This is a genomic window from Barnesiella sp. An55 (genome assembly GCF_002161555.1).
In the GTDB taxonomy this organism is placed as follows: Bacteria; Bacteroidota; Bacteroidia; order Bacteroidales; family Barnesiellaceae; genus Barnesiella; species Barnesiella merdipullorum.
On record NZ_NFHZ01000001.1, the window covers coordinates 193,570 to 208,155 of the forward strand.

The window sequence follows — 14,586 nt, forward strand, 5'->3', positions numbered from 1 at the left end:
ATCCAACAGGTTATTACTCAGTATCATTAACGGATAAACAACAGTTCTCTATACTTGGGCAGCGGCCACATTTCGTTATCGATCATCAGCTCGAGCTTATCGATATGATAGCGAATCTCGTCGAGCCTGGGAGCTACCGTGTCGTGGTAAGCAATGGCTTTCTCCCGTTCGTTCTCGATCTTGTTGGCCACCTTGCGCGCTTCGACCATAGTGTGTACCTTCTCTTTGATGGTGAGCAGGTGGTAGGCTATCTTCTCGATTACCTCCATGTCTTGCGTGGCAATCTGCTCACTCTTCTCGGCCGGGAACAGACTCTTTATCTTGAACACGTTGTCGAGCAAAAGCGACTGATAACGCGTAGCTACCGGTACAATGTGATTGATGGCCAAGTCGCCCAACACACGGGCCTCGATCTGTATCTTCTTGGTGTATATCTCCCACTTCACCTCGTTACGCGCCTGCAATTCCAGCGGTGTAAAGACGTGAGTCTCTCCGAACATTTTCACCACATCTTCTTTCAAATAGTTATCGAAGATGATAGGCACGCTTGTCTCGCAATCGAGTCCGCGACGCTCGGCCTCGGCTTTCCACTCGTCGCTGTAACCATTACCGTCGAAGCAGATATCTTTGCTCTCGTTGATAAGGTCTTTGATTACGGTGAGAATGGCCTGTTCCTTCTCCTTCCCTTCGGCAATGAGGGCATCGACCCGTTTTTTGAAATCTTGTAACTGGTAGGCTACGGCTGCATTCAAGGCAATCATGGCACTGGCACAGTTGGCCGATGAACCCACGGCGCGGAACTCAAAGCGGTTTCCGGTGAAGGCAAAGGGCGATGTGCGGTTACGGTCGGTATTATCCATCAGAATCTCGGGAATCTGGGCAATATCCAGCTTCAATCCTGCTTTACCCCCCATGTTCAACACATCTTCCGACGTGCTCTTGGCCAACTTGGCCAGCACTTCGCTAATCTGCTTGCCCATGAAGATGGAAATAATGGCAGGGGGAGCCTCATTGGCACCCAACCGGTGGCCATTGGTGGCCGACGATATGCTGGCTTTGAGCAGACCATTATATTTATAGACGGCAGCCATTACATTGACAATGAATGTAATGAATTGTAAGTTCTCTTTGTGAGTCTTTCCAGGAGCAAACAGCAGCACGCCGGTATCGGTACCCAGCGACCAGTTGTTGTGCTTGCCCGAACCGTTCACTCCCTTGAAGGGTTTCTCGTGCAACAGCACTCTGAAGTTATGACGGCGAGCCACCTCGCGCATAACCGACATGAGCAACAGGTTGTGGTCGTTGGCCAGGTTGGTCTCCTCGAAAATGGGGGCTACCTCAAACTGGTTGGGCGCTACCTCGTTGTGGCAGGTCTTAACCGGAATACCCAACATGTGGCACTCGATTTCGAGGTCCTGCATAAAAGCTTCTACACGCGAGGGAATGGCCCCGAAGTAGTGATCCTCGAGCTGCTGGTTCTTGGCGCTTTCGTGTCCCATGAGGGTGCGGCCCGTAAGCACCAGGTCGGGACGAGCGGCATACAGACTCTCATCGACCAAAAAGTACTCTTGCTCCCATCCCAAATAGGAATAAACGTGGTTTACGTTTTTATCGAAATATTTGCATACGGCAGTTGCCGCTTTGTTTACACTATTCAATGCTTTGAGCAACGGAGCTTTGTAGTCGAGCGATTCACCTGTGTAAGAGATGAAGATAGTAGGAATACACAGGGTCTTGTCGAGGATAAAGGCCGGCGAAGAGATATCCCAGGCCGAATAGCCACGGGCCTCGAAAGTGTTGCGGATACCACCGTTGGGGAAACTCGATGCATCGGGTTCCTGCTGAATGAGCAGTTTTCCCGAGAACTCCTCGACAACACCGCCTTTACCATCGTGTTCGATGAAGGCGTCGTGCTTCTCGGCTGTTCCGTCGGTGAGCGGGTGGAACCAGTGGGTGTAGTGTGTAGCACCCATTTCGAGAGCCCACTTTCGCATGCCGGCGGCAACGCTGTCGGCTATCTCACGGCTCAACGGAGTGCTGTTGTCGATTGCGGCTATTACGGCTTCATAGGTCTTCTTGGGCAGATACTTGAACATCTTCTCCCGATTGAAGACATACTTCCCGTAGTACTCCGACGGTCGCTCTTTCGGATAGTTGACAGGAACTGCTTTCCGACTAAAAGCTTCTTTCGTCACTTTAAATCTTAGCATTGACATAGTTGAATTTATTAGGTTTAGTTTGTATGATTCTCTTTTTCTTTTGTCTTACAGTTTCCAGTTCTGAATACGCGAAATGGCTTCAACCGTATCCTCGTAACGGCCAAATGCGGTCAAGCGGAAATAGCCTTCACCCGACGGGCCGAAACCCACACCGGGGGTTCCCACAATGTGACACTCGTGCAACAGACGCTCGAAAAACTTCCACGAAGATAATCCATCGGGCGTCTTTACCCAAATATATGGAGCATTATCTCCGCCAAATATTTTCAAGCCTATATTTTGCAACGATTCTTTCAAGAGCCGTGCGTTGCGCATGTAATACTCGATCGACTCCCTGGTCTGCTGGGTACCCAGCGGGCTATAAGCCGCCTCGGCTGCCCGTTGAACTATATAGGATGTACCGTTGAACTTGGTCGTTTGGCGGCGATTCCACAGCGGGTTGAGAGCCACCTTTTCACCGGTTTCGGTATGGACCTTCAACACTTTGGGCACGACGGTATAGCCACACCGCAAACCGGTAAAGCCTGCGGTTTTTGAGAAACTACGAAACTCGATAGCCACCTCTTTGGCCCCTTCCATCTCGTAGATACTGTGGGGAATGTTGTCGTCGTGAATAAAGGCCTCGTAGGCGGCATCGAAGAGAATGAGCGCGTCGTTGGCTCGAGCATAGTCCACCCACTTTTGCAACTCCTCTTTCGTCAGAGCCGTACCCGTAGGGTTATTGGGATAACAGAGATAGATGACATCGGGACGCTCGGCAGGCAGTTCGGGTACAAAGTTATTCTCGCTCGTGCAGGGAATATACACAATGCGGTTCCAATGTTCCCCATCACCAGCCAGTTCTCCGGCTCTACCACCCATCACGTTGGTATCGACGTAAACGGGATAAACCGGGTCGGTCACGGCTATCTTGTTTTTCACGCTCAAGATATCGCCAATGTTACCCAAGTCGCTCTTGGCTCCATCGCCTACAAAAATCTCGTCGGCATCGAGCTCGACACCTCGCGATCTGAAATCATGTTCGATAATGCGGTCTTGCAAAAAACGATATCCCTGTTCGGGACCATATCCTCTGAAGGTCTCGGCATGGCCCATCTCATCGACAGCCTTGTGCATGGCCTCGATAATAGCCGGGACAATAGGGCGCGTCACATCGCCTATGCCCAGACTGATGATGTTAGCCTCGGGGTGTTGAGCCTTGTAGGCATTTACTTTCTTCTTTATATCGGAGAACAGATAGCTCTCGCGGAGCTTTAAATAGTTTTCATTAACAAAAGCCATATACTCTATTTATTATTGGTTGGGCCACTCACCTTCAAATACGGTGACGGCTCCACCTGTCATGTAAATTCGATTGTTTTGCTCGTTCCACTCAATCGACAAATCACCACCCAACAGATGCAGAGTAGCTCGACGATTGGCTTTTCCGTTCAGTACGGCAGCCACCAGCGTGGCGCAAGCGCCTGTACCACAAGCCAAGGTCTCACCGGCACCCCGCTCCCACACACGCATCCGTAAATCTTGAGGCGACAATACCTCTACAAACTCGACATTGGTACGCCGTGGAAAAAGTTCATGATGCTCGATGAGCGACCCAATGTGATGTAGATCGTAGCGGTCCATGTTGTCGAGAAAGATGACTGCATGCGGGTTACCCATCGATACGCAGGTGATGGCATAGGTGTTACCCTCGACCTCCAACGGATGAGCAACGACCGGACTTGCCGAAAGGTTGACCGGAATATCGGGAGCCGACAAGATGGGCTCTCCCATATCGACAGTCACCTGGTTTACCAGGCCATCTTGTGTATGTAGTGTGAGGTGTTTAACGCCGGCAAGCGTCTCGAGTGTCAACTCTTTCTTCGTAGTCAGTCCCTTGTCATAAACATACTTCCCTACACAGCGGGAGGCATTTCCACACATTTCGGCTTCCGACCCGTCAGAGTTGAACATCCGCATGCGAAAGTCACAATTCTCCGAGGGCATAATCACTACCAACCCATCGGAACCTACTCCAAAATGTCGGTCACTCATTTGGCGGGACAATTCGCCCAAATCGGCCGGCAACGCTTCAAATCCATTCAGATAGATATAATCATTGCCTGCCCCTTGCATTTTTGTGAATCTCATAAGAACACTCTTTTTGATACAACATTTCGGTTTTCGAAAACTAAATGCAATTATTTTGCTGCAAAATTAGCCTTTCTGACAAACATACTTACAAATTGAAAGTATAAATATTGTATAAATATATTTACATACCATAAAATCATAAAGCATGTCGTTGGGAGATAGAGGCATCGAAAAATTTATTTTTACAATCTGGCGGCAAAACCTGTGGAATAGGGATTTTTTTGCTATCTTTGCATGGTTTTCACGATAGAAATCCACCCTACTTACTTAAGCTAATTACTAATACAAAATAATTCTATCGTAATGCAAACAACAAAAAAGGCTTCTCTAATCCTTGATGATGGTACCGTATTTATCGGGAAATCATTTGGCTACGAAAAACCTGTTGCCGGCGAGGTCGTTTTCAACACGGCCATGATGGGCTACCCCGAAAGCCTGACCGACCCCTCCTACTCCGGTCAAATCTTAGTGACCACCTACCCCCTTATCGGAAACTATGGAGTGCCTCGACGTGAAGAGGTGAATGGATTGTCGCGATTCTATGAGTCGGAAAAGATCCATGTCGAAGCGTTGGTGGTGTCGGATTACTCGTTTGAGTACAGCCACTGGAATGCGGCCAAAAGTCTGGCCGACTGGTTGAAAGAAGAACAGGTTGTCGGGATTTACGACATCGACACCCGTGAGCTGACCAAGCGATTGAGAGAGCATGGCTCCATGAAAGGCAAAATCGTCATCGAAGGCGGCGAGGATATTGAGTTTGTCGATCCCAACCTGTCGAACCTGGTGGCCAAAGTAAGCTGCAAAGAGGTCATTCGATATGGCAACGGGAACAAAAAAGTGGTGTTGGTGGACTGTGGTGTCAAGCACAACATTATCCGCTGTCTGCTCAAACGCGATGTTACCGTAATACGTGTACCCTGGGACTACGACTTCAACACGCTCGACTACGACGGGCTGTTTATCTCGAACGGTCCGGGCGACCCCGACATGTGTGGCATTACCGTAGATCACATACGCCAGGCCATGAACGGCACCAAGCCCATATTCGGCATCTGCATGGGCAACCAACTGTTGTCGAAGGCCGGAGGCGCTCGTACCTATAAACTCAAATATGGTCACCGCAGCCACAACCAACCGGTGCGTCAGGTGGGCACAAACCGTTGCTTCATCACCTCGCAAAACCATGGTTTCGCTGTCGATAACTCGACTCTCGGTGCCGATTGGGAACCTCTCTTCATCAATATGAACGATGGCACAAACGAAGGAATACGTCACAAATCGAAACCCTACTTCTCGGCTCAGTTCCACCCCGAGGCTGCCAGCGGACCTACCGATACCGAATTCCTGTTCGATGAATTTGTAAAACTGTTGTAAACCCGGAAATACCATACCTATGAACCAAGAAGAAATCAAAAAGATAAAGAAAGTACTGTTGTTAGGCTCCGGAGCCTTGAAAATAGGCGAAGCCGGTGAATTTGACTATTCCGGGTCACAAGCCTTGAAAGCGCTCAAAGAGGAGGGTATCACAACGGTTCTGATCAATCCCAACATCGCTACGGTGCAAACCTCTGAGGGCGTGGCCGACAAAATCTACTTCCTGCCGGTTACCCCCTACTTTGTAGAACGGGTTATCCAAAAGGAGAAACCCGACGGAATTTTGCTGGCATTCGGCGGACAGACTGCGCTTAACTGTGGTGTCCAACTTTACCAGGCCGGCACGCTCGAGAAATATAATGTGCGGGTACTGGGAACCCCGGTACAGGCCATCATGGATACCGAAGACCGCGAACTCTTTGTGAAAAAACTCGACGAAATCGATGTCAAAACCATCAAGAGCGAAGCGGTCAATTCGATAGAAGATGCCGTTCAGGCTGCCGCCGAGCTGGGCTACCCCATCATCATTCGGGCCGCTTATGCCCTGGGAGGATTGGGCAGCGGTTTCTGCGACAACGAGGAGGAGTTGCGGGTGAAAGCCGAAAAGGCACTCTCGTTCTCACCTCAGATTCTGGTCGAAAAATCGCTCAAAGGTTGGAAAGAGATTGAATACGAGGTGGTGCGCGACCGCTACGACAACTGTATTACGGTATGTAACATGGAGAACTTCGACCCGCTGGGTATCCACACCGGCGAGAGTATCGTGGTAGCTCCGTCGCAAACGCTCACCAACAGCGAATATCACAAACTGCGCGAACTGGCCATACGCATTATCCGCCATATCGGTATCGTGGGCGAGTGTAACGTGCAGTATGCCTTCGACCCCAAGTCGGAGGACTATCGGGTTATCGAGGTGAATGCCCGTCTGAGCCGTTCATCGGCCCTGGCATCGAAAGCCACCGGTTATCCGCTGGCCTTCGTGGCTGCCAAACTGGGACTGGGATATGGCTTGTTCGACTTGAAAAACTCGGTTACCAAAGAGACCAGCGCTTTCTTTGAACCGGCGCTCGACTATATCGTCTGCAAAATACCTCGTTGGGACTTGGGTAAATTCCAAGGTGTCGATCGCGAGCTGGGCTCCAGCATGAAATCGGTTGGCGAGGTAATGGCCATCGGCCGCACCTTTGAAGAGGCTATCCAAAAAGGATTGCGCATGATTGGCCAGGGCATGCACGGGTTTGTCGAGAACAAAGAGCTGGTTATCCCCAATATAGACAAATCGCTGCACGAGCCTACCGACAAACGTATCTTTGTCATCAGCAAGGCCATGCGTGCCGGATATACGGTCGATCAAATACACGACTTGACCAAAATCGACTGCTGGTTCCTGCAAAAGCTGATGAATATCGTGCGCACGGCTCACGACCTGGAAGAGCTCGACGAGTCGATTACCCGCGCCGAGAATCCTCAAACCTACTACGAACTCATGCGTAGGGCCAAGATACAGGGCTTCTCCGATTTCCAGATAGCCCGTGCCATCTGGAAAGAGAAGATGGAAGACTGTCACATGCAGTGGGTGCGCCAGTTTCGTAAATCGCTGGGCATCGTTCCCGTAGTGAAACAAATCGATACGCTGGCTGCCGAGTATCCGGCACAGACCAACTATCTGTACCTGACTTACAGCGGCATCGCCAACGACGTGAAGTACCTGGGCGACCGCAAATCGATTGTGGTGCTGGGTTCGGGAGCCTACCGCATAGGCTCTTCGGTAGAGTTTGACTGGTGCGGTGTACAGGCTCTGAATACCATTCGCAAAGAGGGCTACCGCAGCGTCATGATCAACTATAACCCCGAGACGGTATCGACCGACTACGACATGTGCGACCGCCTCTACTTCGACGAACTGACCTTCGAGCGGGTGATGGATATTCTCGAACTCGAGAATCCTCACGGCGTAATCCTCTCGACCGGCGGACAGATACCCAACAACCTGGCTACCCGCCTCGACGAGCAGCACGTGAGCATATTGGGTACGACGGCCGACAGCATCGACCACGCCGAAGACCGCCACAAGTTCTCGTCGATGCTCGACTCGCTGGGTATAGACCAGCCCCGTTGGCGAGAGCTGACCTCACTGGCCGACATCTATGACTTTGTGAAAGAGGTAGGCTACCCCGTACTGGTTCGTCCCTCGTATGTACTCTCGGGTGCAGCGATGAACGTCTGCTCCAACAACGCCGAGCTGGAACAATTCCTGCAACTGGCCGCCAACGTTTCGAAGAAACACCCGGTCGTAGTGAGCGAGTTTATCCAGCACGCCAAAGAGATCGAGATGGATGCCGTAGCCCGCAATGGCGAAATCATCATCTACGCCATCTCGGAGCACATCGAGTTTGCCGGTGTGCACTCGGGCGACGCCACCATACAGTTCCCGCCGCAAAAGCTCTATGTCGAGACCGTGCGACGCATCAAGAAGGTGGCCGGGCAGATAGCTCAAGCCCTCAATATATCGGGTCCCTTCAACATCCAGTTCCTGGCCAAGAACAACGACATCAAGGTAATCGAGTGTAACCTGCGTGCATCACGCAGCTTCCCGTTCGTTTCGAAGGTTTTGAAAATCAACTTCATCGAACTGGCCACGAAGGTAATGATGGGACTGCCGGTAGAGAAACCGGGCAAGAACGAGTTCGACCTCGACTATGTGGGCATCAAAGCTTCCCAGTTCTCCTTCTCACGATTGCAGAAGGCCGACCCCGTGCTGGGTGTCGATATGGCTTCGACCGGCGAAGTAGGCTGTCTGGGCCTCGACACGAGCGAAGCCATCTTGAAAGCCATGCTTTCGGTAGGTTACCAGATCCCGAAAAAGAATATTCTGCTCTCGACCGGTAGCGCCAAACAGAAAGCCGACATGCTCGAGGCAGCCCAACTCTTGCACGAGAAAGGATATAGCCTCTTTGCCACGGGCGGAACGCACCAGTTCCTCACCGACAACGGCATCCCGGCCGTGAAGGTTTACTGGCCCAGCGAGAGCGACCACGAGCCGCAAGCCTTGGATATGCTGCACAACAAGCAGATAGACCTGGTGGTGAATATTCCCAAGAACCTGACGCAAAAGGAGCTCGACAACGGCTACAAGATACGTCGTGCCGCCATCGACTTCAACATCCCGCTCATTACCAATGCCCGGCTGGCTTCGGCCTTTATCGAGGCCTTCTGCAGCTTGAATATCGACGATATTCAAATCAAGAGCTGGGACGAATACAAGTAAGGCGAAATTTCTAAACACCATAAAGCGCGACCTTCGATTTTGGAGGCCGCGCTTTTTTATGATACAAAAAAATAAATTATTATCTTTATGCTCATCATTCAGAAGAATCATTTCACACGATTCCCTGAAAAGACAAAGGCCTTAATCAACACAACACGGTAACGACATGAAAAAATTTATTTATGCGACTACCCTTTTGCTCGCCCTCGCCACAGTCAAGATACATGCACAAACCTTCATGGACCGGGTGCACTTCGAATTCTCTGCCGGGACAGGAATTGCGAATAAAGGGATAAAGCCCGTTGACTTTTCATTCAGATCCCAAGTGGAGTTTGTTTCTATCGCCTATCTCTTCGTTACCGCAGAAGACAACATCTCCCTGTATAAGAACGAAGGCGTCAAAACCTATTATAATGGAGTCAGCATAGGCGGTGGCTTGGGGGTAAAACTACTGAACAGCGTAAAAAGCATCCATGCCCTCGATATACGGGCCAAGGCATTAAGCAGTGTGGGGTGCCCCTCTTGGAAACGCTCGAGTTACGATGTATCGTTGGCCTGGTATCTCAAGTCGTACAGGTTTTCACCCGTCGTCGAATTGGGCTATAGATTCGTCGATTCGCACACCCAGGGGATTGACAATTGCGGGAATGTCTTCCTCTCCATCGGATTCAGATACTGATAACGGTTATTTGCGGGTCTTGTACGAGAGGATATGCCACGACAAGGCCACAGCCAGCAGCACGAAGAGCAAAGCGAGCCACCACACCCGGGCCACAAACAGGGCACAGTAGAGCAGCGTAATCCACACCAGCGATACCGAGATAATCTTTACCCGCAGCGGTATGGCCTTGTGCTCGAGAAAATCGCTGATATAGGGCCCAAACCGTTTATGATTCAAAAGCCACTGGTACAGTCGTGGCGAACTGCGCAACCACAGTGCGGCCGACAGCAACAGAAAGGGCGTGGTAGGCAACAGCGGCAGGAAGATACCGGCTATACCCAAGCCGAGAGAGAGTCCGCCTAAAAAGATATAGATAGCTTTCACGGTGCAAAAATACAACAAAACCCGAAGCCGAGAAGAAAACAGGATATAAACCACATCACTATATCGCCGGTTTAGATGAATCATTCCCTATGTGCTGGAATGATTCTCCTCCCCCACCCGGTCGTTTAAAACAAATAGAGGGAGTGCCCGGTTTTTGGAACACTCCCCTTTTTTATGCTGGATTGAAAGATTTGCGGAGATTACATCATACCGCCCATTCCACCCATACCGGCGGCCGGCATGGCAGGAGCAGGATTCTCTTCCTTCTTATCGGCAATTACACATTCGGTTGTCAAGAACATACCGGCAATAGAAGCGGCGTTCTCAAGGGCTACACGGGTTACTTTGGCCGGATCGATAACACCTGCGGCGAAGAAGTTCTCGTAGGTGTTGGTGCGGGCATTGTAACCAAAGTCGCCTTTACCGTCTTTTACACGTTGTACCACTACGGCACCTTCGACACCGGCATTAGCGGTGATCTGACGCAACGGCTCTTCGATGGCACGTTTCACGATTTCGATACCGGTAGTCTCGTCTTCGTTGGCGCCTTTGAGGCCATCCAAGGCGGGGATACAACGGATGTAAGCTACACCACCACCCGGCACGATACCTTCGGCGATAGCGGCTCTCGTAGCGCTCAATGCATCGTCCACGCGGTCTTTCTTCTCTTTCATCTCTACCTCAGAAGCAGCACCGATGTAGAGAACGGCAACACCACCTGCCAATTTGGCCAGACGCTCTTGCAGTTTCTCACGATCGTAGTCGGAGGTTGTCGTCTCGATTTGAGCCTTGATTTGAGCTACACGAGCGGCAATAGAGTCTTTGCTGCCCATACCGTTGACGATAGTTGTGTTCTCTTTGTTCACGGTTACCTTCTCGGCACGGCCCAACATTTCGATTGTGGTCGATTCGAGTTTCAAGCCTTTCTCTTCGGAGATGACTACACCACCGGTCAATACGGCGATATCTTCGAGCATCTCTTTACGACGGTCGCCGAAACCAGGAGCCTTCACGGCACATACCTTGAGCGAACCACGCAGACGGTTTACAACCAACGTAGCCAAGGCTTCGCTATCGACATCCTCGGCGATGATGAGCAGAGGACGACCGGTCTGTGCGGTAGCTTCGAGAACGGGAAGCATATCTTTCAATACCGAAATCTTCTTGTCGTAAATCAAGATGTAGGGCGTGTCCATTTCGCACTCCATCTTCTCAGTGTTGGTTACGAAATAGGGCGAAATGTAACCGCGGTCAAACTGCATACCTTCTACGATATCGACCGTAGTATCGGTACCTTTAGCCTCTTCGACCGTGATGACGCCTTCTTTCTTCACTTTCTTCATAGCCTCGGCGATGAGTTGGCCTATTTCGCTATCGTTGTTGGCCGAGATGCGGGCAACCGACTCAATCTTTTCGAAGTCGTCGCCTACCTCTTGAGCCTGCTCTCTGATGCCTTCTACCACTTTGGCTACGGCTTTGTCGATACCACGTTTCAAGTCCATGGGGTTGGCACCGGCAGCTACGTTTTTAAGGCCTACGTTTACAATCGACTGAGCCAATACGGTAGCCGTTGTCGTACCGTCACCGGCATCGTCGCCAGTCTTCGAGGCAACCTCTTTAACCAACTGTGCACCCATGTTCTGGAAAGCATCTTCGAGTTCTATCTCTTTGGCTACGGTCACACCATCTTTCGTGATGTGAGGAGCACCGAATTTTTTCTCGATAATTACATTGCGGCCTTTAGGACCCAGGGTAACTTTTACGGCATTAGCCAATTCGTCAACCCCTTTTTTCAGCTCTTCACGAGCCTGAATATTGAATTTAATTTCTTTAGCCATAATTCTTTTTCCTTCTAAAATTAAACATGAAACGCATTAAAGGATAGCCAGAATATCCGATTGTCTCATAATCAGATATTTCTCACCGTCCAATTCGATCTCGGTGCCCGCATATTTGCCGTACAAAACGGTATCGCCGGGCTTAACTACCATTTCCTCGTCTTTGGTACCATTGCCGATGGCTATTACTTTACCTTTGAGGGGTTTTTCTTTGGCCGAATCGGGGATAATGATACCGCCGATTGTTTTCTCTTCTGCAGGAGCTGGAAGCACCAATACTCTGTCTGCTAACGGTTTAATTGTCATGGTTATTTATTTTAGTTATACTTATTTTTAATTTCTCTATCTGCACAGTCTGTGCAGACACTGGTTATATAGCCAATTTCATGCCAAAAGATTTATTGACCCGAAATCTGACAAAACGTCACCTCCGGGCAAAAACAGGCTAATAAATAACTGACAAAGATTCCTACCCTCTCGCACCAAGTAGTGCGACAAATAGGGGCTCAAGAGGGTATGGCTATAAGCGGAGTATCGGTGTGAAACAGCATCTTATGTGCAATGCTGGGATTGAAGAGGCGTGCAAAGATATTGCGCTTGCGATTGGGAACCACCATGACATCAATAGAGGCCTCCTGGAAAAGCCGTTCTACGTTGTCCAGGAAATTGTCTTCTCCGATAATCTTGTAGTCGATTTCCCTGCCGGGATAGTGCGACTGGCAGTAGTCTCTGATACCGGCCAACTTGATTTCGGTCCAGGCATCGCTTTTCTCGGTCAAATGGAAAAAGCGTATCCCGAACGAATAATCATGGAACAGGCGCATGAACGTATCGAGTGAAATCAGATCCTGCTGATCGAAGTTGGTGAAGAATGCGACATTCTTGATATCGCTCACATGGGTGTATTTGAATCCCTCGGGTATGGCAAATACCGGGAAATTTCCATAATCTACAACCTCGGCAGTAACGCTTCCTATCAAGTCTATCTCCTTCTGGGTCTTTCCCCTTGACCCCATAACAATGAGCGACGGGTTCAACTCTTTTGCCATCAGGATGATCGTGTCTTCGGGAACACCCTCGCACACCCGGTAAATAAAGGGTGTCTGCGGTATTTCACCCTCGACCATCAACTGGTGCAACTTTTCACAAAAGGATGTCATCTCACGATTAGCCTTTGCAAATAGCAGTTTATGTTCTTCACTTTCTTTCAATTCATGACTGATCGTCTCGGCCAACGAGAGAGACCCCATGGTGAAAGGAGACAAAAAGGTGTGAAGCAATACCACCTCGGCCTGATGGGCCGCCGCAAAATCGAACCCCAGCCGACACGCCATCAAGGAGTAGTCGGAGAAGTCAATAGGAATAAGAATCCTGTTCTTTTGCGGTTTTTCCGAGACCGTGTCCGATTTACCGAAAACAGGATCGGTCTCTAAAATCTCGAGGGCGTGAGGCAAATCCTGTTCATGGATTCGCACTCGCACCCCCGGAGAAATGACTGGCTTCAACAGATTGACATTTTGAATCGTAACGGCTATACCCTGGCTCTCCAAAATGCCCTTCAGAATGAGAGCTTTCGGATAGGTGTGAATAGCCAGTGTGATGAGACGATCCTTTTTCATTGTCAATCTATTGTCTTTTATTTTTTGTTATTTTCTTCTTCCAAGATACGGATAGCCATATCGTATATTTGCGTATTATCGAGTACAACGATTCCGCCGTCGGGGCCCGGTTCGATATGCAGACCACAATTCTTCCCAAATGAATAATTGGTTCCTCCAAAATAATTACGCACGGTTTGGGTGGTAACATTCAACTCGTCGGCTATTCTATGCATGGAACCATCGGGCAAACTGTCTTTGATACGACGAAGTTCGTTAAATGTGATTGTCTTAGTCATAAGGGTAATGGTTTTTTATGGTTAATTATTCGGTTAATTGTACTCTTTTGAATACGCAATAAATTTAAGTTCTATTTTCTTTATTTCCAAATTTTGCAGCCAAAATTTTACCGGCTTTCAAAAATAGATTACAATGAGTGCATATACCGAGATAGCTACCACGCTCAAATAGATGACACCGGTTGCTATCGCAATATCACGGTCTCCCCCATAGGGCGATTCTCGTCGGGCCAGTATGTTTCTTCGCCATAAGAACAGGCGCACTTTTTTCCACATTATATATATGATCCACGCGATGACAATACCGGCAACCGTCCCGGCCAGGATATCGCCGGGATAATGTACTCCCAGGTAGATGCGGGAGTAACAGTTGACAAGGGCCCAAACTATGGCGGTAACGGTAAAGAGGCGATTGCGGAATATCAGCGACAGCAAGACAACGGCTCCAAAGCTGTTGGCCGCATGGCTCGAGATGAATCCATATCGTCCTCCCCTGTATCCGTTCACAATCTGGACAAGGGGCGAGAACTCGGGGTCTTGTGCCGGGCGAAACCGGGCAAAATAGGGTTTGCACAGGGTCGAGGCAAACTGGTCACACAGCGTTATCGTGAGGGCCAATGCTACGACTACCAACGTGGCCTCTTTCCAATTCCTCCGAAACAGGACAAACAACAAAGAGACAACCAGCGGAGCCCATGTGAGCCTCCCCGTATAAATCCACATGAAGTGGTCTAAGAACTGTGTGTGGGTGTTGTTCAGGAAAAGAAAAAACGCTTTATCCCACTCGATCAATTGCTCCAGCACCGGTTATA

The 14,586-nt window shown here is 49.8% G+C and carries 12 protein-coding genes; 3 read left to right on the forward strand and 9 right to left on the reverse strand.

Features of this window, described 5'->3' with window-relative positions:
* Nucleotides 1–26: 26 nt before the first annotated feature.
* From B5G10_RS00800 to dapF, 3 genes are read right to left on the reverse strand one after another with little or no spacing between them, the layout of a single operon-like run.
* A complete protein-coding gene (locus B5G10_RS00800; RefSeq protein WP_087422868.1) occupies nt 27–2,216 on the reverse strand; it encodes a glutamine synthetase III in 2,190 nt (729 codons plus the stop codon).
* Between the two features lie 48 nt (nt 2,217–2,264).
* Complete coding sequence (locus B5G10_RS00805) at nt 2,265–3,500, reverse strand: LL-diaminopimelate aminotransferase (RefSeq protein WP_087422869.1); 1,236 nt, start codon at nt 3,498–3,500, stop codon at nt 2,265–2,267.
* 12 nt (nt 3,501–3,512) lie between these two features.
* Nucleotides 3,513–4,349: a diaminopimelate epimerase gene (gene dapF / locus B5G10_RS00810; RefSeq protein WP_087422870.1), complete on the reverse strand. Its 837-nt coding sequence runs from the start codon at nt 4,347–4,349 to the stop codon at nt 3,513–3,515.
* Between the two features lie 306 nt (nt 4,350–4,655).
* On the opposite strand from dapF, the gene carA reads away from it, so the two are divergent.
* The 3 genes from carA (at nt 4,656) to B5G10_RS00825 (ending at nt 9,673) form a co-directional block, all read left to right on the forward strand.
* The gene (carA, locus tag B5G10_RS00815; protein ID WP_087422871.1) at nt 4,656–5,726 is read left to right on the forward strand and encodes a glutamine-hydrolyzing carbamoyl-phosphate synthase small subunit; all 1,071 of its coding nucleotides are present in this window, start codon (nt 4,656–4,658) and stop codon (nt 5,724–5,726) included.
* A gap of 19 nt (nt 5,727–5,745) precedes the next feature.
* On the forward strand, nt 5,746–8,994 hold the full coding sequence (gene carB, locus B5G10_RS00820; RefSeq protein WP_087422872.1) for a carbamoyl-phosphate synthase (glutamine-hydrolyzing) large subunit: 3,249 nt from the start codon (nt 5,746–5,748) through the stop codon (nt 8,992–8,994).
* 166 nt (nt 8,995–9,160) lie between these two features.
* On the forward strand, nt 9,161–9,673 hold the full coding sequence (locus tag B5G10_RS00825; RefSeq protein WP_087422873.1) for a hypothetical protein: 513 nt from the start codon (nt 9,161–9,163) through the stop codon (nt 9,671–9,673).
* 6 nt (nt 9,674–9,679) lie between these two features.
* On the opposite strand, the gene B5G10_RS00830 is transcribed toward B5G10_RS00825, so the two are convergent.
* The 6 genes from B5G10_RS00830 to B5G10_RS00855 all read right to left on the reverse strand — a co-directional run bounded on the left by B5G10_RS00830 (nt 9,680) and on the right by B5G10_RS00855 (nt 14,578).
* Complete coding sequence (locus B5G10_RS00830; protein ID WP_162612470.1) at nt 9,680–10,039, reverse strand: YbaN family protein; 360 nt, start codon at nt 10,037–10,039, stop codon at nt 9,680–9,682.
* A 200-nt stretch (nt 10,040–10,239) separates the two neighbouring features.
* Nucleotides 10,240–11,877 (reverse strand): chaperonin GroEL, encoded by a 1,638-nt coding sequence (gene groL / locus B5G10_RS00835; RefSeq protein ID WP_087422875.1) that lies wholly within the window; start codon nt 11,875–11,877, stop codon nt 10,240–10,242.
* A gap of 36 nt (nt 11,878–11,913) precedes the next feature.
* On the reverse strand, nt 11,914–12,183 hold the full coding sequence (locus B5G10_RS00840; protein WP_087422876.1) for a co-chaperone GroES: 270 nt from the start codon (nt 12,181–12,183) through the stop codon (nt 11,914–11,916).
* A 200-nt stretch (nt 12,184–12,383) separates the two neighbouring features.
* On the reverse strand, nt 12,384–13,496 hold the full coding sequence (locus B5G10_RS00845) for a universal stress protein (protein ID WP_087422877.1): 1,113 nt from the start codon (nt 13,494–13,496) through the stop codon (nt 12,384–12,386).
* Between the two features lie 17 nt (nt 13,497–13,513).
* Nucleotides 13,514–13,774 (reverse strand): DNA-binding protein, encoded by a 261-nt coding sequence (locus B5G10_RS00850; protein ID WP_087407476.1) that lies wholly within the window; start codon nt 13,772–13,774, stop codon nt 13,514–13,516.
* Between the two features lie 117 nt (nt 13,775–13,891).
* Nucleotides 13,892–14,578: a phosphatase PAP2 family protein gene (locus B5G10_RS00855; RefSeq protein WP_087422878.1), complete on the reverse strand. Its 687-nt coding sequence runs from the start codon at nt 14,576–14,578 to the stop codon at nt 13,892–13,894.
* Nucleotides 14,579–14,586: the final 8 nt, after the last annotated feature.